Below are 18,303 nucleotides of genomic sequence, written 5' to 3'. Positions count from 1 at the left end.
AAATACTTAATATGATGAATAGATATATTTTAGCCGGGGCGTTTGCCGCCCTGGCTATGTTCACCGGTTGTAAAGATGAATTTTTAGAAAGGCCACCACTAGATACGTTAACTGACGGTGCTTTCTTTAAAACAGATGCCCAGATTTTAGCGGCGACTTCCCCTCTTTATAATGTAGCCTGGAAAGACTATCATGACCAAGCCTCCTATTTCATAGGTGACATTCGCGGAGGTACTTTGTTTTATCCATGGGATGGTCCGGCAGAGCGGCGGGATAATGTGTTCTTCAGAGCTACCGGCGTTTCAAGATCTACCTTATGGGCTTACCAAGCTTGCTATAATGTTATTGCGCAGTCAAACATGGCTATTTATAACATTAATAAGTTAGCTGGGCCAGACGTAACTGTTGCGGTTAAGAACCAGGCAATTGGTGAAGCACGTTTTATGCGCGCAACTGCCTATAGCATTTTGGTAACAACTTTTGGGGAAGTTCCTATTATCACTGACAACGTTGCAGATTTAAATAGTCCTGGTAAGGTTAAAAACACTATTCCAAGTGTATGGGAGTTTATTACCCGTGATTATTTGTTTGCAGCAGATAACCTGCCTCTCACTTCCACACAACCCGGAAGAGTAACCAGATGGTCGGCAGAAGGTATGTTAGCCCGTACCTACCTTACCCGGGCTGGTGTTGGTTCATCAGGCGGACAACGGAACCAGGATTTCTTGAACAAGGCGAAAGAATATGCTCAACGCGTAATCACCCAGAGTGGTAAATCGTTGGTTAGACCTTATGAGAATCTTTTCAAGTACCCTTACGATAATAACGTTGAATCACTTTTTGAAAACCAGTGGGTTTTTGGCGACAATTACGCAGCAGCTAATACCATGGCTTCCCAAATATACCCAATGGGCGAAATAGCGGTGAATAACGATGGTTGGGGTGGTAACTACAGCGCTACCTGGTGGATGATGAGTTTATATGAAGGCTTGATTACAAACCAAGGAGATGCTAATCCGGCTAATGACGGACAAACCCTTGGCTCTACCCCTGACCAACGGTTAAAAGCCACCTTTATGCTGCCTGGTTTCCACTATCCGGAAATCACTAACAAGGTTACAAAGGAGAAATTAACCTGGGCTGCCCCTGGCGCTACGGCAACTAATAATTTTGCTGTTATCAAAAAGTATGTAGTTGGAAACGATCTGGATTTGGGTGGACAAGCCGCTCAACAAAGATATCCGCACAATACGTATATGATGCGCTTAGCAGAAATGTACCTGACTTATGTTGATGCTGCCATTGGAAATGCTGAATCAACTTCTGATCCTATTGCGGTTCAATACTTTAATGATATCCGCAACCGTGCTGGCCTACCATCTGTAGCCGGACCAATTCAGATGGCTCGTAACTATCCTACCTCTGGAAGAGACCAGGTGTTTGAAGAATGGGTGAAGGAGTTTGCCATGGAAAGTCTAACCTGGTATGAATTAGTCAGAATCCATTACTATAATCCGCAGAAAGCATATAGTATCATAAATAACCAAGACCGTGCCTTGTTCTTGGCTAAGCCAGATCGTTTTCCTAATCCAACTGGCTGGACATTTACTAAAACTTCTTGGATGACTGAACGGAATCCTAACGTAAGCGCTAGTAACTTCTTTATGCCGTTACCATCTGTGGAACTTAGCCAATCGCCAAGCTTAGCGCAACCAGCGGTTGATTATAAATTTGATTAATTAGAAATCTGGTTTAGAAAGTGAAAATCATATGAAAAGTCAAATAAAATACGTCTTGTTCCTTGTAGTTGCCTTAGTAATGGCAGGGACTTTCACCAGCTGTTCGGAAGATGATGATCTTTCGAATGGCGGTAAACCTATGATTACCCACATCCGGGTTACCCGCCCGGCAGCAGCAGATTCCCTGATTACAGAGGCTTCTCAGGGGAGAATGATTGCTATCATAGGTGAAAACTTAGGTAATGTGCGTGAGTTATGGATAAATGACCGAAAGGCAGCGCTTCAATCTACCTTCATTACCAATACTTCTATCATTACCCGGGTACCTACAGAGATTCCTAATGAAATCACCAATAAAATGCGGCTTGTATTCGCTAATGGTGAAGAATTGTTGCATGACTTTGCAGTTGATATTAGTGAGCCAAAGCCAACTTTTATGGAAAGTGAGTACGTGGCAGCCGGAGAAATAGCAGTCATCAGAGGCGACTTCTTCTATGCCCCGGTGGAAGTTTTCTTTACCGGTGCCAATAATACTAAAGTAAAAGCTGAAGTTGTTGAAGCAAAATCTAATGTACTACAGGTAAGAGTGCCTGCTACTGCTCAACCTGGACCTTTAACGATCAAAAGCAAGTTCGGCGAGTCAGAATCAGTTTTCTGGTTCCGCGATAACCGCAACCTAATTGCTGATTATGAGGATACGGATTTTACCGGCTGGTGGCATGGTCCTAACTTTATCTCTAGCGGAGATGGTAATATTAGACCTATCAGTGGCAAATTCCTGCGCCTGGATAAAGTAGATACTGGTGGTTGGTTTGAAGCATGGGTAGGTGATGGAACTATAAAGCAAAAAACCAAAAATATTCCAGCAGCTGCTTTTGCTAATCCTGCCAATTATGTCTTGAAATTTGAGATAAATACAGTGTCTCCATTGGTTTATAATGGTGCTAGAATTCACTTTGGTACTGGTGATCCAGGAGGAAGAGATAAGGCTACTTATTCTTGGAGCCCAAATATCAATACTCAGAATAAATGGCAAACGGTAACTATTCCTTTTAAGGATATTTATGAGGCTAATAACAGAAATGGAAACACGTTTACTTATAATGCAAATGGCTACGCTGTTTCCTTCCATTTTGTAGGACCGGGTACAAAAGCCCAATTCGGGATTGACAACCTGCGGGTAGTACCAAATGTCATTCCTTAATAAAACCTTTGACATTTTACGTATGAAGAGCTTTCATAATATAAAGGCTTCAGTTACGTAACTTAGTTTTAACCTAAATAAAAAAGGAAGAGCAAAACTGCTCTTCCTTTTTTATTTAGGTTAAAACTATTGCCTGTCCAGAATAAAAGCGTAATACTAATATTGAACAGACCTTATAAGCTTGCTTAAATTTAAAGACGGCAAGGGGTTTAAGGCTTACTTTCCTTGAAACAGGCCTAGAGTGATTAAGTTAGAATCAAACCCAATTTGATATTTCCCCGCATAGTTAAGCTTCTTCCGCCACTGTTCCTTTTAGCCACGAAAGGGCTTTCTTTTTATCAGTGAACGTGCGCATAGCTACGGAGAAGTTAAGCTCTTGCTTGACTTCTTCTACCTTCGTTTCCCGCATAGTGTTAGGAGTTAAGATACGGGCTAACTTCTCTAACCGGGAGTTCATGAGGTTCTGCCCAAATTCATTCACTACTACTTTATACTCGTCTCCGGGTATATCCAAAGAGGCTTTACTTGATTCAATTAAAAGCTTCTTGATGTCATAGCTTCTAATATGATCTACCAAGATGTGTAGTGCCTGCTTGATCTCTGGCACAAGAAAATCTTGGACATCCGGCCATTTTATGTATAGAATATCAGTGGCTGGGTCGTAGTCTAAGGTGATCAAGCCACTTTGATAAATGATCATGTAAGGAATAGACTAAATAAAGTTTAGTGTGAAGAGAATGGAAGCTAAATGCGGCTTTCATGGTATTTAAAGCAAAACAGGCCTAAGACACAGTTGCCATCTATAAACTCATTCTGGTGATTTCTTTAGGATAACACACGTAGTACTTCTCTACTTTTTTGCTCAAGGCTTGAATATTTGGTAAATCTGAGGCCACGGCTACATCTACTACCAGGCTTTGTTTAGTGAGAACATTTATGTTCTCGCCTCCAGATTCATAGGCATTGTTACTGATCTTACCTTCTACCACCATATAGTGCGCCTCCTCAGCAGAAATGCCAAAGTTCTCCTGAGCCAACTCCCTTACACCCACCAGGAAATCCAGATCAAAGGGAGTAGGAGAGAGGAGTATTTTGAAGAGTTTCCGCTCCAAAAGACAGGTAGAAAGGTAGCTTAAGATCTTATCGGGGTGTTCGGCCCAGGCTTTTATCCCGCTCCAGACATCATAGTCATCTAAAGAAACGAAGCGTTTCAGAATGGTTGGGTCCCGTTCAAAGTCCAGAATGGAAAGGCTCTCACGCAGGAAGAACTGCAGGTTGGTGCTGGCGGGTACATCATAGCCGCGTTGGGTAAGCTCACGCGCCCGCTGCATGATCTTCATGACCATTTGCTCGGCGCTAGTTACGGTTTTGTGCATGTACACCTGCCAGTACATAAGCCGGCGGCTCACCAAAAAACTCTCAATGGAGTAAATACCTTTTTCCTCTACCACTAATTGGTCATCGGCTACGTTCAACATTTTGAGCAGCCGGTCTGCGCCTATTTTTCCTTCAGACACGCCAGTGTAAAAGCTGTCGCGGTTAAGGTAATCCAGACGGTCCACGTCTAGTTGGCTGGAAACCAGTTGGTGAAAGAAGTGGCGGTGGTAATTATCGGTGAAGATGTCTATGGCCAATTGCAGGCGGCCACCAAACTCCTGGTTCAGCAGTTCCATGATATGCAATGAAATCTGCTCATGGGGTACCTGATCAAAGATAGCGGTCTCCAAGGCGTGCGAGAACGGGCCGTGCCCCACGTCATGAAGCAAAATAGCCGCCATGGAAGCTTCGCATTCTTTGTCAGTTATGATGTTATCTTTGCCACTCAGGCTCTGAAGGGCAATGCTCATGAGGTGCATGGCACCCAATGCGTGGTGAAAGCGGGTATGCAACGCCCCCGGATACACAAACTCTGTAAGCCCTAACTGCTTTATCCGCCGAAGGCGCTGAAAGTAGGGGTGCTGGATGATGTCAAAAAGAAGGTCAGACGGAACCGTGATGAAGCCGTAAACCGGGTCGTTGAAGATTTTTTTCTTATTCAAGATAACTTAGTTCTTCTAGTGTCCGTTGTCGGTAAATGTAAAAGTATGCGTATAAGTACGAAAAGCATTTACAGATTAGGTGCTATTTTTTAGAAATAACGCAAGAAACGCCAGCCCTATACACGCTGTGAAAAAACAATAACTAGCCATGCAAAGATATACTATTTTGTGGGCGGACGACGAGATTGACCTCCTCAAGCCGCATATTCTCTTCTTAACTGACAGAGGTTACGACATCACCCCGGTAAACAGCGGGGCCGATGCTGTGGAGAAGGTGCAGGAGCAGACGTATGACCTTGTCTTCTTAGACGAAAACATGCCCGGCCTAAGTGGTTTAGAGGCCTTAAGTGAAATTAAAGCCGTTCGGCCTACGCTACCGGTGGTCATGATAACCAAAAGCGAGGAAGAACACATCATGGAAGAGGCCATCGGGTCTAAAATAGCCGATTACCTTATCAAGCCCATCAACCCGAACCAGATACTGCTTTCTATCAAGAAGATTCTGGACAACCGCCGTCTGGTAGAGGAAAGAACCAACAGTTCGTACCAGCGCGACTTCAGAACCTTGGGCATGGCTTTCGGGGAACGCCTGAATTACCAGGAATGGGCCGATGTATACAAGAAATTGGTTTTCTGGGAACTGGAGATTGCTGACACGGAAGGCAAAAGCATGGCCGAGGTGATCAACATGCAGAAAGACGAGGCCAACACCAACTTCGCGAAGTTCATCATGGACAATTATGAAGAGTGGGTGAACGACGAAACCGATGAGATTCCGTTGATGTCACACAGGCTGTTTAAGGACCGCGTTTTCCCGATGATGAAGGAAAGCGATGTGCCGGTGTACTTTGTCTTGATAGACAACCTGCGCTATGACCAATGGAAAGTACTGGAACCCATCATCACAGACTATTTCAACGTGGAGCAGGAGGAGATGTATTACTCCATATTGCCTACTACCACTGCTTACGCCCGTAACGCCATTTTCTCAGGCATGCTGCCCGCCGACATTGCCAAACGCTACCCTAACCTGTGGGTGTCTGATGATGAGGAAGAAGGCAAGAACCTGCACGAAGAAGATTTCCTGGAAATCCAGTTTCAGCAGAACAAGATCAGTGATAAGTTCAGCTACCATAAAATCACGAATAATAACGCCGGAAAGGAGCTTTTAACCAAGTTCAATAACTTGGAGAACAACAAGCTCAACGTGATTGTCTACAACTTCGTGGACATGCTCTCCCATGCCCGTACAGACATGCAGATGATCAGGGAACTAGCCGCCGATGAGGCTGCCTATCGTTCTCTGACGCGTTCCTGGTTTATGCACTCGCCTCTGTTTGATACCCTTAAAGCCATTGCGGACCGCAAGGGCCGTCTCATCATCACCACAGACCACGGTACCGTGCGCGTAAAAAAGCCATTCAAGATTGTGGGCGACCGCAACACTAACACCAACCTGCGCTACAAGCACGGCAAGAACTTGGGCTTCACCGAGAAGGATGTATTAGTGTGCCGCAAGCCGGAGCGTTTTCACTTGCCCAAAAGCAACGTGTCTACGGCCTACGTGTTCGCCATGAACGATGACTTTTTTGCGTACCCTAATAATTACAACTACTACGTGAACCATTACAAAGACACGTTCCAGCACGGGGGCGTATCTTTGGAGGAATGTATCATTCCGTTTATAACACTTTCTACTAAAAATGCCTGATAAGGGAACGCGTGAACAAACGCTTCATCTCTCCACAAAATCGGATTTACCCGCCGCTGCCGCTGATTTATTATCATTTATCGGACAAAAAAAGATAATTTTGTTTGAAGGTGAAATGGCGGCGGGTAAAACCACCTTTATCAAGGCAATATGTGCCCAGAAAGGGGTTCATGAGCCGGTTAGCAGCCCTACGTTTTCCCTCGTGAATGAGTACGAAGGGGAAGGTGGGGAACTCATTTACCATTTTGATTTTTATAGGGTCGAAAATGAGGAAGAGGCCCTAGATATGGGAGCGCTGGAATATTTCAGTTCCGGTAACCTTTGCCTCATAGAATGGCCCTCTAAAGTAGCAAATCTACTGCCCGATGAGGGGGTAGAAGTGTCTATAGAAACAGGAGAGACCGAAGAAGCGCGTATCATTAGTATGAGAGTATATGATGGAGGAAATGACGGAGAAGAACAGCGGGTTTGAGGCATTGACCAAGGCTACAGCCCGCAGTCTTATGCCCAAAGAGTCAATGTTGGCGGTTGAGACCCGCAAACGGAGTTTGTTTATTGGTCTCCCCAAAGAGTCTTCTCTACAGGAAAACCGCATAGGCCTTACTCCTGAGGCGGTGAAACAACTCACCGACAACGGGCATGAGGTTTGGATTGAATCCGGTGCCGGTGCCCCCTCCAAGTACTCTGACCATGAATATTCTGAGGCGGGCGGCGTAATTGTCTACTCCACCAAAGAAGTTTACGAGGCAGACATCCTCCTCAAGATTGCCCCGCCTACTTATGATGAACTGGAGTTCTTCAAACCCGGACAAACCCTCATCTCGGCGTTGCAAATTGGTAGCCTCACCTCAGAATACATTAGCGCTCTTTGCAAGAAAAAGATCAGCGCTATCTCTTTTGAACTTTTAAAGGACAAATCAGACACAAAACCGGTGGTACGGGCCATGAGCGAAATTGCAGGCAGTACCGTCATGCTGATTGCCGCTGAATACCTAAGCAGCAGTAACGAAGGAAAAGGGGTGATTCTGGGCGGAATAACGGGTGTGCCACCGTCCAAAGTAGTCATCATCGGGGCCGGTACTGTGGCTGAATACGCCACTCGTGCTGCCCTAGGTCTTGGTGCCGAAGTAAAGGTCTTTGATGACCACCTCTACAAACTACGCCGCCTTAAGCAGAACGTAGGTACCCAACTCTTCACCTCCACGTTAGACCACACCATACTGCACAAAGAGATTCAGGACGCGGATGTGGTGATAGGAGCGGTTACCACCGAAGACGGCCAGGTACCGTGCATGATTTCAGAAGAGGTAGTCGCCAAAATGAACCCTGGCTCAGTCATTATTGACGTGAGCATTGACGAAGGCGGTTGTTTTGAGACCTCAGAGATGACCACGCACAAGCGCCCTGTCTACCGGAAATATGATGTGATTCACTACTGTGTTCCAAACATTCCGTCAAGGGTTCCGCGCACGGCTACCAAAGCTCTAAGCAACATCTTTACGCCCATGTTCCTGGAGATTTCTAAATACGGCGGCGTAAACGAAGCCCTCTTCACCCACGAGCATTATCGCAGCGGCGTTTACATTTACAAAGGCAGCCTTACCAATGCCGCCATCGCAAAGAAATTCAACATGCGGTACAAAGAGTTGAGCCTGATGATTGCTGTCCGGAATTAAGGATTGATAGATTAAGTTTTAACTGGTCGTTTTTAACTAAAGCAGAAAGCTGTTTTGGATCTCTTTTCAGGAAAAGAGATCCAAAACAGCTTTTCTATTTACTGCCCCAGCAAGGTTTTGAAGATGTTTTGACAAAAAGAGCTTCAAAACGCTAATTGGCTTTCTTCTCCAATGTTAGAGTCAGCAAGGCTTTCCATGCGTCATGTACGTGGCCTTCTTCCAGTAGCTTTTTAGCCAATAGGTGTATCTGTCTTTCTGCTTCAGCAGGGTTGTGTTGGTGTGCTTGAATCAAATAGCGGTACATGGGGTCTTGCATGAATTCATGCACTTCCGCTTCGGTAGGCAAGATAGCAGTATTACCCAAACGGGCTAAGTTATTGCCGGTTAACACGGAGCTGTTCCGGATGTGTTCTGGCAGCTGGTCTATCCCAATCCCTTTGTTCTGAAGAGACTTGGGCAATTCAAACAAGCAATCAGGGGTAGTGCGGAGGTACCAATCACCGCCTAAGCGGGCAACGGCGTCTAATTTGACTGGGTCAATGGTTTTGCCACTGGTGTCAAATACCTCGTCTTTAACGTGCAGGAGAATAGCTTCACAGATGACCAGGTTTGCCGCGCCGCCTTTTTCTCCCATAGATTTCACCTCTACTACTTTGCACTCAAAGGCCACTGGGGCTTCCGCCACGCGGGGTGGTTTTACTAAGGTAGAGGCAACTGGGGTTAGACCAGCTTTCACGAACTCATTTACGCCCTTGTCATATTCTGTGCTGGCCAGAGACATTTGTTCTACAATGGCATAGTTGGCAATGTTGATCACTACCTCACCCGTATCCAGTACATTGTCTAAGGTGTGTTTGCCGGTATTGTCACGGACCCGGCGGGCAGGGGAGAAGATAAGGATAGGCGGATTGGAGCCAAAGCAGTTAAAAAAGCTAAAAGGGCTTAGGTTTACGTTCCCCTCGTTGTCTATGGTACTGGCGAAAGCGATGGGTCTGGGCGCAATGGCGCCCAACATAAAACTATGGAATTGACCGGTGGGTATCTCTTTCGGGTTGAAGGTTTGCATGGCGATGGATTTGAAGATTAAAGCAGATATAGGATGTGGAAAAACTCTTCAAATTTCCACCTCCCTAAATTTCAAATCTCAAAAGGCAGGAAGAATCTCAGTGCGTACTTCCCCAAATCCTACCCGAACGCCATTCTTTTCGGCGTAGCCGCGCATGGTAATAACATCGCCATCTTGGAGGAACTTGCGTTCGGTGCCGTTGGGCAGTTGCAGCGGCTTGGTGCCGCGCCACGTCAACTCCAGCATAGAACCATAAGAGTCTGTAGTAGGACCGCTGATGGTCCCTGAGGCGTACAGGTCACCTACTTCCAGATTGCAGCCATTTACCGTATGGTGCGCCAACTGCTGGTTCATGTTCCAATACATGTGCTTGTAATTGGACCGGCAAATTACCGCCTCTTCCGCTGAGCCCGGTGCCTGCAGCGTTACCTCCAGTTGAATATCCAGGTTCTTGTTTCCGCTGTACTCCAGGTAAGGCAACACCTTGGGGTCCTGCACCGGTCCCGGTACCCGGAAAGGTTCTAAAGCATCCAGCGTCACAACCCAGGGGGAAATGGAGGAGCCGAAGTTCTTCGCCAGGAATGGCCCCAGCGGCACGTATTCCCACGCCTGTATATCCCGGGCTGACCAGTCGTTAAACAGAACCATCCCAAAGATGTATTCCTCTGCTTCCTCGGTGGTGAGGGAATTGCCTAATTGGGTAGGTTGCCCGGTGATAAAGGCCACCTCCAACTCAAAGTCCAGCTGTTTGGTAGGCCCGAAGATAGGAACCTCGGCATCGGCGGGTTTGGTCTGGCCTTTGGGCCTCCTGATAGGTACCCCTGACGGGACGATGGAAGAGGCGCGGCCATGGTAGCCTACGGGCAAGTGCTTCCAGTTGGGCAACAAGGCATTGGCGGGGTCCCGGAACATAGAGCCCACATTGGTGGCGTGTTCAATGCTGGAGTAGAAGTCTGTGTAGTTAGGAATGAGCACTGGCAGAAGCATCTGCACATCTTTCTGCTTCAGGAGGCACTCGGCCATCAAGGTCCGGTTGTCTCTAATCTCAGGGTTGTCATTGCGCAGGAGTTCAGAAATGCGGCCCCGCACCTGGCGCCAGATAGTTCTGCCTAAAGACATTAAATCGTTGAGGAAGGGGCGGTGGAATACAGTGGGGTCTTCCACGTCCAACATATCAAAGAGCCCATGCTGGGTGAGCACGTATACATCCAACACGTACTCGCCAATGGCTACGCCCACCCGCGGGTCCCGGTCTGCTGCCTGAAAAATCCCGAAAGGCAGGTTCTGGATCTGGAAATCACTTTCTGGGGCAATCTGAATCCAGGAGTGGAGCGATGGGTCGTTGGCGTTGAGCATAACGGTTGGGAAGGGTGAATAACAAAGATAAAAAGGTCTACGAGAAAAGGAATTTTAATGAAGTAGCCTTGGCAAATTGCCAGCGCACATGAGTAGTAGGCTTTTTAAGCGTGTTTTTGAAAAACAACCTACAAGAAAAGAGCCGGTCAGTTTTACAAGCGCTTACTTGTAAAACTGACCGGCTCTTAAGTCTATTGTACCGTCTCTTAAACGTCCATTGGCGTAAGGTTCACAGCCTGAATTCCTTTGATTTCAGGCACGGCGCGCATGATGGCTTGCTCAATACCGCCTTTGAAGGTCATGGCAGACATTGGGCAGGAGCCGCAGGCACCCATCAGTTCCAGCAACACCACCTTATCCTCAGTGATTTCCAGCACCTTTACATCACCACCGTCTGTTTTCAGGTACGGACGGATAGAATCAAGGGCTTGCTCCACTTTCTGGAGTAAAATCTCATTTAGTGCGTTCTCTGCCATTATATTACGCTTTAATTTCTACTATTTTGGTTTTGCCCAGGCTAGCGTTTCTGACAGATACCTGCCGGGCCACTTCCTGTGCTACTTGTTCAAATGCAAGAGAAGCAACTGCGCCTTCCTGCAAAATCTGCGGAGCTCCTTGGTCGCCGCTCTCGCGAATGCTTTGCACCAACGGTACTTCGCCAATGAACGGAACCCCGTAGCGCTCAGCCAGATCACGGCCACCGCCTTGCCCAAAGATATAATATTTATTCTCTGGAAGTTCTGCTGGGGTAAAATACGCCATGTTTTCCACCAATCCCAAAATCGGAACGTTGATCTGCGGTTGTCTGAACATCTGCAACCCTTTTACGGCATCGGCAATGGCTACTTTTTGAGGCGTAGTGACAATGATAGCACCTGTTACTGGTACTGTCTGTACCAACGTCAAGTGAATGTCACTGGTTCCCGGAGGCAGGTCTATAAGCAAATAATCAAGTTCACCCCAGTCTACCTCGGTAATAAACTGCTTTAAAGCAGAGCTGGCCATAGGGCCGCGCCACACTACCGCACTCTCGGCCGGGGCAAGGAACCCGATAGACATCAGTTTAATGCCGTATTTCTCAATGGGCTCAATCAGGTTTCGGCCATCAGGCATGCGGTACACCGCCGGGCGGGCATCTTCCACCCCAAACATGGTAGGCATCGATGGCCCGGAGATATCGGCATCTACCAAGCCTACTTTGGCACCAGACTGAGCCAGCGCCACAGCCAGGTTAGCTGTCAGGGTAGATTTACCTACACCGCCTTTTCCAGAAGCCACCGCAATGATGTTCTTCACGCCCTTCAGCAACGCCTGGTTATCCTGGCGGGCCGAAGTCACCCGTGACGTCATGTTCACGGTTACGTTCGCGTCTTTGTCAACCATGGTGTGGATGGCTCGGATACAAGCGTTCCGGATCAAGTCTTTCAACGGACAAGCGGGAGTAGTCAGGATCACCGTGAAGGCTACATCCAAACCGTTTATTTGTACGTCCTCAATCATGTTCAAAGTCACCAGGTCTTTGCCAAGATCTGGTTCCTCTACATAACTAAGGGCTTTTAATACGTCTTCTTGGGTAATTGCCATACTTTCTACAGCGATAAAATTCGCTTATACAAAGATACGCACTATCTGTTTAACAAGCTACCAGAAGCCATTTTAAGGCTGGTTTCCAAAAAGAAAGGCAGAAATAAAAAGTATGGAGGCAGGTGCAACCATTGGGTTGGCAGAAGGGTCATCATTCCAAAAGCCGTAAGTGGCTAAAAGAATAAACTCCTTAAAGATTCCCCTATGAAGCATTTGCTTAGTTTCACTTATCTGCCTGTACGTGTGGTGCTGGTTTTATTGAGTTTTATTTCGTTTTGGGGCTGTGCTGACTCAACTGATGATCCTGCCCTTTCCTTACAAGGTTCCTGGATGCTGTCACAGGAGGAGCCGGCTGCCTACAACAATTTTGCCGCCCCAGATTACGGCATGTGCTCTGATCTTATCTTCACCAAAGAGGAGGATCCTGCTGAAACTGGTAAGTTCTGGGGGTACAAAATGAACGGGAAGCTTCCTGCAAATTCCTACTCCGGAAATTACCAGGTTTCAGAAGAAGCGCTTTTCAACCAAACCGGCAAGTTGAACTTTGTCAACCTGGTGACTACTGAGGTAAACGCCACACCCGACGTAAGGCAGTTTGAGAGTTATTATCTCCAGGCTTTACGGGACGTGGACACCTTTGAAGTAAAGAATGATGTGCTCACCCTTTCGTCTTCAGAAAAGAACGTGAAACTGGTCTTTGTAAGAGGTGCCTCTTCGTGTGGCAATTGAAGCTGCTTTACCATTTGAAGGTCACAATACAATCTAATACCCATGAGAAAGATTCTTTTTTACTGTTTAGCGGTCCTGACCCTTGTCTCTTGTCAGGAAGATGATGCTACTTTGGAGTCTCCTGACTATCTCGTGTTCGGGCATTACCATGGCTTTTGCGGCGGCGAAAGCTGCATAGAGATCTTCAAAATACAGGACGGGCAACTCTACGAAGACACCAATGACCGATACCCCAGTAGCAACAAACCCTATGAAGCAAACTTCGTCCTGAAAAGCCTCGATTTGTTTGAAAAGGTAAAAGACTTGCCCCACCTAGTACCTACCCGATTGCTGCAGGAAGACAGAACCGTTATTGGAAGTCCGGACGCGACTGACGGGGGAGGGTACTATCTTGAGGTGGGGGTAAATGGCATGAGACGGTACTTCCTGATTGACAAATTCAGACATAATGTGCCAGAGTACCTGCACCCTTTTCTAGACCAGGTTGAGGCTTCTATTGCTAAGCTTAAGTAACCCTCCTTCCGCAGCAAATCACCTGCTCTATTTCTATTGAAGTACACCATTTCTAAACCTGCTACCTCATTATTATGTCAAGGCTATTTACTTTCAGAACACCTCTCTTTCTGGTTGCTTCCTTGCTGCTGGTGATTTTTCTGGTGAGCGGTTGTTGGGAGAAAGATGATCCTCGTCCAAAGGTTCTGCAGTACATAGAACTGCCAAAGGAGGGAGGCGGAACCACCAGAGTAGAGGGCCAGAACATCAGGCTGAACCTGACCAATGTCTCCACATACCAGCAGTCGAACGAGCCATTTGCCTATGACCTCAACGGCACCTTGCCCGTGAACCATTACTTCGGCCGCTACTCGGTGACAGGTTCCCCTATTGTGCCTTCAGAAGATCCGCAGACTGTGGTGCTTGACGTTAGGCAGGTGGGAAGTACCAAGATAGGTGTCTCGGGGAAGTTACTGCAATTGGAGTTGCTCTATCTGCAAGCCTTGGAAGAAGTAAATTTGGCTACCCTATCCAAAGAAGGGGGTTTGGTGTTGCACTCCCGCTACCAGAATGCGAAGTTGGTCTACCTGTCGGCTGAGTTGTGCTCTTTGCCAGAGTAACTAGCTCCATTTATAAACCAATTGTTTCAGGCCTGTTTTACAAAAAATACCCTTGAAATGATGACTCAAATTGTGCCCGCTTTGCATTGATCTTATTTCAGCAGAAAACCATTTTAACGACAATACAAGAACTATGAAGTATTTACGCTCCCTGTTCCTGCTCTTAGCACCTTTGTTCTTGTTTTCTTGCTTAGAGGAGGAAGCTCCTGCACCAGAAAATTATTTTATTACCCAAAAGGATGGGGTAAAATGGGAGTCAGAACAAGGAGCTTCTGTTGGTCTAAGGAAAGGTCAAGATTCAAAGGATGCTGATTCTTTGTTCATTGGAGGGCACAAGGTAGATGGATGGGTTTCTATGTCCATTGGGTTCAAGGGGGTTGGCACCTATAAACTGCCTGCTACCGGCCAGGCACGTTACTATGGCTTGGTAGGCGGCGATGTAGTGGTCAGTTCGTATAAATTAGACAAAGATGACGGGAATGCCGAAATCGTGATTACGGAGTGGAATCCTGATGCTAATGTGATCAAGGGCACTTTTCGGTTTAGGGCCAGAAAATTGACGGAATATAGCACTGGTTCACCTGAAACTGTAAACTTCACCCAGGGCGAGTTCCAGGGGAAAGTGAACTCTATGCCTTGATTTTTCAGGGCAAATTTCAAAAAACAGAGATAAACCAGTCATTCTATCTAAAGGCCAGCCTCCATAGCTGGCCTTTTATGTGTTCGTGGAGCTGCTTCCATGCAAATAAATATCGGGGGTTGAACCAGAGACAATCGCAAGAGGATTTCTGTATCTTTGTCTACCTCCCTATTTTCCTGAGTACCCATGGCCCTGATAAAGAAAGAAGTTGTTGACCAGATCATCCTGCAAGCCGACATTGTGGAGGTAGTAGGGGATTTTGTGAGTTTGAAGAAGAAAGGCCAGAACCTATGGGCGTGCTGTCCTTTCCACCATGAGAAATCACCCTCGTTCAGCGTAGCGCCCAATAAAGGCATCTATAAATGCTTTGGGTGCGGCAAGGCGGGCAACGCGGTGCAGTTCATCATGGATGTGGAAGGCACCAGCTATGTAGAGGCGCTCAAGTACCTGGCTAAGAAGTACAGCATTGACATTGAGGAAGACCAGAGCCCGGCGGCAGTACAGGCACAGAACGAGCGCGACAGCCTCTACATTCTGTCTGACTTCGCAAAGAAATACTACGTAAACGCCCTCCACAAAAACGACGAGGGGCAAAGCATAGGCGCGCCCTATTTCAAGCAGCGCGGCCTTTCAGCGGCTACCATCAATAAGTTTGAGCTGGGGTATAGCTTAGACTCCTGGGATGATTTCACCAAAGCGGCCCTGGAAAAAGGCTTCGCCCTGAGGTATCTGGAAGAAACCGGCCTCACCATTGTCAAACAGGAAGAGGGCAAGCAGTATGACCGATTCCGTGGTAGGGTAATGTTCCCCATCCAGAACGTGTCGGGCCGTACCATTGGGTTTGGCGCGCGTACGCTCAAGACCAACGACAAGAAATCCCCCAAGTACGTCAACTCGCCGGAGTCGCCCATTTACCACAAGTCTGATGTGCTGTATGGTATGTTTCAGGCGAAGCAGTCTATCCGACAGGAAGACAACTGCTACCTGGTAGAAGGGTACCTGGATGTGCTTTCGCTACACCAGGGCGGCATTGAAAACGTGGTGGCTTCTTCGGGCACCTCGCTTACTGAGAACCAGATCAAGCTCATCGGGCGGTACACCAAAAACATCACGGTGCTGTATGACGGTGACCCGGCCGGGATTAAAGCCTCTTTACGCGGAATTGACCTGATTCTGGAAGGAGGCCTCAACGTGAACGTGGTCTTGTTCCCTGATGGCGATGACCCGGACAGTTACATCCGCAAAGTAGGGGATACCGCTTTCAAGGCCTACCTGGAGAAACACAGCCAGGACTTTATCTCGTTTAAATCAGAGCTGTACGCGCAGGAAGCCAAGGATAATCCGGTCAAGAAAGCCGATGCCATACGGGAGATGGTGGTGTCCATCGCCAAGATTCCGGATGCCATTAAGCGCTCAGTGTTCCTGAAGCAGTGCAGTTTGCTGTTCGGGATTGACGAGCAGGTGCTGATTTCAGAGTACAACAAGATCCACCTCACGGAGCAAAAGAACTCCCGGTCTCAACCCTCGCAACCATCTTCCTACGGTTCTTCGTCCTCTTCCTACGCTCCCGGTTCCTTTGAGGAAATGGCCGCGGAAGCGGAGGCCGCGGCAGCTGCCGAGGCAGCCATGTACGAGGAGGAAGACCAGCAGGAGACCGACCAGAATTCTGTGCTCCGTACGCGTGAGCGGGAGGTCATTAGGTTTATCCTGAACTACGCCGACAAAGAAGTGGAGGAGGGCCTCACTGCCAGCCAATTCATGTTGGGCGAGTTGGAAGACATTGAATTTAAGACCCCTATTTACAAAAAGCTGTTTGATCTGTGCCGCCTCAAGCTGGAGCAAGGATTTCTGCCTACCGCTTCAGAATTCATGCAGCACGAAGAAAAGGAAATACGCACAGAGGTGGTGGACCTGCTCAGTGAAAAGTACGAGCTAAGCAAAGGCTGGGCCACCCATGAAATTATTGTTCCCCACGAAAGCGACTTGGTTTCTTATGGCTCTGAGCGCGAGGTGCTGCGTCTGAAGTGGCGCAACGTGCAACTCATGATCAAGGAACAAATGGATACGCTCCCCCGCCTGACAGAGGCCCAGGAACTAGACAAAACCCTGCGCACCATCAAGGCCCTGAAAGAGTTTGAAAAGCAAATAGCAGATCTTCTGGGCATAGTGGTAAGCAGATGAAGTGGCGCCAACTGAAGCTGTACCGGTTTATCTGGGCCTTCTGGCTTATTGTAGCCAGCATGGTTACCGGAGTAGTTGGGTTTCAGCTTTTAGAAGGGTACACGCTGGAAGAGGCGTTTTACATGACGGTGATCACCATTTCCACCACCGGTTTCCAGGAAGTGCATCCGCTTTCAACCAGAGGCCGGTTGTTTACTGCTTTTTACTTGCTCGTGAACCTGGGCATCATTACATATACCGTCTCAGTATTGACCACGTACCTGTTTGAAGGCGAACTAAGGAGCATCTGGAAAAACTATATGAATGAACGTGAAATAAAGCGCTTCACTGGCCATGTAATTGTGTGCGGCTTCGGCCGAAACGGATCAAAAGCCACCCGTGACCTTTTAGCCTGTGGCGAGCGCATTGTGGTCATTGAGCAAAATGCCGATCTCTTTAACAGCAAACCAGAAGGCGACGGCAAGCTGAACTGCCTGACCGGCGACGCCACCGATGATGAACTGCTCATAAGAGCAGGGGTGCAGCAAGCGAAAGCCCTTATTTCCACGTTGCCTAAAGACGCTGATAATGTGTTTGTGGCGCTCACGGCCCGTGGCTTGAACCCAGATATGCAGATCATTGCCCGGGCCTCAGAAAAAACCACCGAACAGAAACTAAAAAGAGCGGGCGCCAATTACGTGGTCATGCCTGATGAAATTGGCGGTAGTCATATGGCAAGTCTCATCACCCAGCCAGAGGTCATTCATTTCCTGGAACTGCTGAATGGGACAGGCCCAAAGAAAATGCACCTGGAAGAAGTGCACCTTGACCAGCTTCATCAGGATTTGCGTGGCCTCAGCATCCGTGAGTTGGACCTTCGCAACCGCACGGGTGCCACCCTCATTGGACTTAACCGTAACGGAAGTGAATTTCTGGTGAGTCCAGACGGTGATATGCGCCTTCAGGCCGGAGACATCCTCATCTTATTAGGGTCTCAGGCGCAAATTGAAAAGTTTACCAAGTTGTTTTACTCTTAAACCGTCCTGTCTAAAGGAGTTTCTTCTTAGGGTATAGTATTATTCTTTATGATAAGCCCTTGGGTTTGTGGCCTGTTTCCATGAACTAGCACTACTTAGTATCCCATCTGCCTCTTGTCTAAAGGCTGTTTTCCAGAGAATCAGCTTAAAATATCCTTCTTTTATTTGGCGCTTTTAGCCTGATTTTTTTAAAACAGGCTAAAAGCGCCTTTTTCTTGTGGAGACTGTCGCATCGGTTTTCATTTGGTTG

17 protein-coding genes are annotated in these 18,303 nt (G+C 47.5%); 11 read left to right on the top strand and 6 right to left on the bottom strand.

Features of this window, described 5'->3' with window-relative positions; all coding sequences use genetic code 11:
• Nucleotides 1–11: 11 nt before the first annotated feature.
• Nucleotides 12–1,739 (top strand): RagB/SusD family nutrient uptake outer membrane protein, encoded by a 1,728-nt coding sequence (locus DC20_RS03580; protein WP_062542582.1) that lies wholly within the window; start codon nt 12–14, stop codon nt 1,737–1,739.
• Nucleotides 1,740–1,770: 31 nt separating this feature from the next.
• Complete coding sequence (locus tag DC20_RS03575; RefSeq protein WP_062542581.1) at nt 1,771–2,943, top strand: glycan-binding surface protein; 1,173 nt, start codon at nt 1,771–1,773, stop codon at nt 2,941–2,943.
• Nucleotides 2,944–3,229: 286 nt separating this feature from the next.
• Here DC20_RS03575 and DC20_RS03570 read toward each other — a convergent pair whose 3' ends face one another.
• Together DC20_RS03570 and DC20_RS03565 are read right to left on the bottom strand one after the other, a co-directional pair.
• Nucleotides 3,230–3,643 carry an STAS/SEC14 domain-containing protein gene (locus tag DC20_RS03570; protein ID WP_062542580.1) on the bottom strand — a complete coding sequence of 138 codons (414 nt, stop codon included), beginning with the start codon at nt 3,641–3,643 and terminating at the stop codon, nt 3,230–3,232.
• Between the two features lie 100 nt (nt 3,644–3,743).
• Complete coding sequence (locus DC20_RS03565) at nt 3,744–4,982, bottom strand: HD domain-containing protein (protein ID WP_062542579.1); 1,239 nt, start codon at nt 4,980–4,982, stop codon at nt 3,744–3,746.
• Nucleotides 4,983–5,130: 148 nt separating this feature from the next.
• Between DC20_RS03565 and porX the strand changes: the two genes are divergently transcribed.
• From porX to DC20_RS03550, 3 genes are read left to right on the top strand one after another with little or no spacing between them, the layout of a single operon-like run.
• Nucleotides 5,131–6,693 carry a T9SS response regulator signal transducer PorX gene (gene porX / locus DC20_RS03560; protein WP_062542578.1) on the top strand — a complete coding sequence of 521 codons (1,563 nt, stop codon included), beginning with the start codon at nt 5,131–5,133 and terminating at the stop codon, nt 6,691–6,693.
• Nucleotides 6,686–7,165 carry a tRNA (adenosine(37)-N6)-threonylcarbamoyltransferase complex ATPase subunit type 1 TsaE gene (gene tsaE, locus DC20_RS03555; RefSeq protein ID WP_062542577.1) on the top strand — a complete coding sequence of 160 codons (480 nt, stop codon included), beginning with the start codon at nt 6,686–6,688 and terminating at the stop codon, nt 7,163–7,165. The genes porX and tsaE overlap by 8 nt, the downstream gene beginning before the upstream one ends.
• Nucleotides 7,140–8,369, top strand: coding sequence for an alanine dehydrogenase (locus DC20_RS03550; protein WP_062545771.1), 1,230 nt, complete (start codon nt 7,140–7,142; stop codon nt 8,367–8,369). The genes tsaE and DC20_RS03550 overlap by 26 nt, the downstream gene beginning before the upstream one ends.
• 151 nt (nt 8,370–8,520) lie before the next feature.
• Here the strand turns inward: DC20_RS03550 and DC20_RS03545 are convergent, their stop codons facing one another.
• The 4 genes from DC20_RS03545 to DC20_RS03530 all read right to left on the bottom strand — a co-directional run bounded on the left by DC20_RS03545 (nt 8,521) and on the right by DC20_RS03530 (nt 12,375).
• Entirely contained in the window at nt 8,521–9,435 is a 915-nt protein-coding gene (locus tag DC20_RS03545; protein WP_062542576.1) for a flavin reductase family protein, read from the bottom strand.
• Nucleotides 9,436–9,513: 78 nt separating this feature from the next.
• Entirely contained in the window at nt 9,514–10,791 is a 1,278-nt protein-coding gene (fahA, locus tag DC20_RS03540; RefSeq protein WP_062542575.1) for a fumarylacetoacetase, read from the bottom strand.
• 206 nt (nt 10,792–10,997) lie between these two features.
• Nucleotides 10,998–11,267, bottom strand: coding sequence for a NifU family protein (locus DC20_RS03535; protein WP_062542574.1), 270 nt, complete (start codon nt 11,265–11,267; stop codon nt 10,998–11,000).
• A 4-nt stretch (nt 11,268–11,271) separates the two neighbouring features.
• Nucleotides 11,272–12,375 (bottom strand): Mrp/NBP35 family ATP-binding protein, encoded by a 1,104-nt coding sequence (locus tag DC20_RS03530; protein ID WP_062542573.1) that lies wholly within the window; start codon nt 12,373–12,375, stop codon nt 11,272–11,274.
• Between the two features lie 204 nt (nt 12,376–12,579).
• On the opposite strand from DC20_RS03530, the gene DC20_RS03525 reads away from it, so the two are divergent.
• The 6 genes from DC20_RS03525 (at nt 12,580) to DC20_RS03500 (ending at nt 18,053) form a co-directional block, all read left to right on the top strand.
• Nucleotides 12,580–13,104 (top strand): META domain-containing protein, encoded by a 525-nt coding sequence (locus tag DC20_RS03525; RefSeq protein ID WP_062542572.1) that lies wholly within the window; start codon nt 12,580–12,582, stop codon nt 13,102–13,104.
• 42 nt (nt 13,105–13,146) lie between these two features.
• Entirely contained in the window at nt 13,147–13,617 is a 471-nt protein-coding gene (locus tag DC20_RS03520; RefSeq protein WP_062542571.1) for a hypothetical protein, read from the top strand.
• Nucleotides 13,618–13,691: 74 nt separating this feature from the next.
• Nucleotides 13,692–14,216: a hypothetical protein gene (locus tag DC20_RS03515; RefSeq protein ID WP_157593036.1), complete on the top strand. Its 525-nt coding sequence runs from the start codon at nt 13,692–13,694 to the stop codon at nt 14,214–14,216.
• Nucleotides 14,217–14,349: 133 nt separating this feature from the next.
• Complete coding sequence (locus DC20_RS03510) at nt 14,350–14,856, top strand: DUF6252 family protein (protein ID WP_062542569.1); 507 nt, start codon at nt 14,350–14,352, stop codon at nt 14,854–14,856.
• A gap of 186 nt (nt 14,857–15,042) precedes the next feature.
• Nucleotides 15,043–17,037: a DNA primase gene (dnaG, locus tag DC20_RS03505; RefSeq protein WP_062542568.1), complete on the top strand. Its 1,995-nt coding sequence runs from the start codon at nt 15,043–15,045 to the stop codon at nt 17,035–17,037.
• Nucleotides 17,034–18,053 carry a potassium channel family protein gene (locus DC20_RS03500; RefSeq protein WP_062542567.1) on the top strand — a complete coding sequence of 340 codons (1,020 nt, stop codon included), beginning with the start codon at nt 17,034–17,036 and terminating at the stop codon, nt 18,051–18,053. The genes dnaG and DC20_RS03500 overlap by 4 nt, the downstream gene beginning before the upstream one ends.
• Nucleotides 18,054–18,303: the final 250 nt, after the last annotated feature.

Source organism: Rufibacter tibetensis (assembly GCF_001310085.1).
GTDB lineage: Bacteria > Bacteroidota > Bacteroidia > Cytophagales > Hymenobacteraceae > Nibribacter > Nibribacter tibetensis.
The sequence above is the reverse complement of the archived record's forward strand: the minus strand, read 5'-3'. Positions and strand labels throughout refer to the sequence as shown.

What these genes read in the sequence shown, in the direction of transcription:
- DC20_RS03580 (WP_062542582.1), top strand. Translation starts at nt 12, where the DNA reads ATGATGAATAGATATATTTTAGCCGGGGCGTTTGCCGCCCTGGCTATG.
- DC20_RS03575 (WP_062542581.1), top strand. Translation starts at nt 1,771, where the DNA reads ATGAAAAGTCAAATAAAATACGTCTTGTTCCTTGTAGTTGCCTTAGTA.
- DC20_RS03570 (WP_062542580.1), bottom strand. Translation starts at nt 3,643, where the DNA reads ATGATCATTTATCAAAGTGGCTTGATCACCTTAGACTACGACCCAGCC.
- porX (WP_062542578.1), top strand. Translation starts at nt 5,131, where the DNA reads ATGCAAAGATATACTATTTTGTGGGCGGACGACGAGATTGACCTCCTC.
- tsaE (WP_062542577.1), top strand. Translation starts at nt 6,686, where the DNA reads ATGCCTGATAAGGGAACGCGTGAACAAACGCTTCATCTCTCCACAAAA.
- DC20_RS03550 (WP_062545771.1), top strand. Translation starts at nt 7,140, where the DNA reads ATGACGGAGAAGAACAGCGGGTTTGAGGCATTGACCAAGGCTACAGCC.
- DC20_RS03545 (WP_062542576.1), bottom strand. Translation starts at nt 9,435, where the DNA reads ATGCAAACCTTCAACCCGAAAGAGATACCCACCGGTCAATTCCATAGT.
- fahA (WP_062542575.1), bottom strand. Translation starts at nt 10,791, where the DNA reads ATGCTCAACGCCAACGACCCATCGCTCCACTCCTGGATTCAGATTGCC.
- DC20_RS03535 (WP_062542574.1), bottom strand. Translation starts at nt 11,267, where the DNA reads ATGGCAGAGAACGCACTAAATGAGATTTTACTCCAGAAAGTGGAGCAA.
- DC20_RS03530 (WP_062542573.1), bottom strand. Translation starts at nt 12,375, where the DNA reads ATGGCAATTACCCAAGAAGACGTATTAAAAGCCCTTAGTTATGTAGAG.
- DC20_RS03525 (WP_062542572.1), top strand. Translation starts at nt 12,580, where the DNA reads ATGAAGCATTTGCTTAGTTTCACTTATCTGCCTGTACGTGTGGTGCTG.
- DC20_RS03520 (WP_062542571.1), top strand. Translation starts at nt 13,147, where the DNA reads ATGAGAAAGATTCTTTTTTACTGTTTAGCGGTCCTGACCCTTGTCTCT.
- DC20_RS03515 (WP_157593036.1), top strand. Translation starts at nt 13,692, where the DNA reads ATGTCAAGGCTATTTACTTTCAGAACACCTCTCTTTCTGGTTGCTTCC.
- DC20_RS03510 (WP_062542569.1), top strand. Translation starts at nt 14,350, where the DNA reads ATGAAGTATTTACGCTCCCTGTTCCTGCTCTTAGCACCTTTGTTCTTG.
- dnaG (WP_062542568.1), top strand. Translation starts at nt 15,043, where the DNA reads ATGGCCCTGATAAAGAAAGAAGTTGTTGACCAGATCATCCTGCAAGCC.
- DC20_RS03500 (WP_062542567.1), top strand. Translation starts at nt 17,034, where the DNA reads ATGAAGTGGCGCCAACTGAAGCTGTACCGGTTTATCTGGGCCTTCTGG.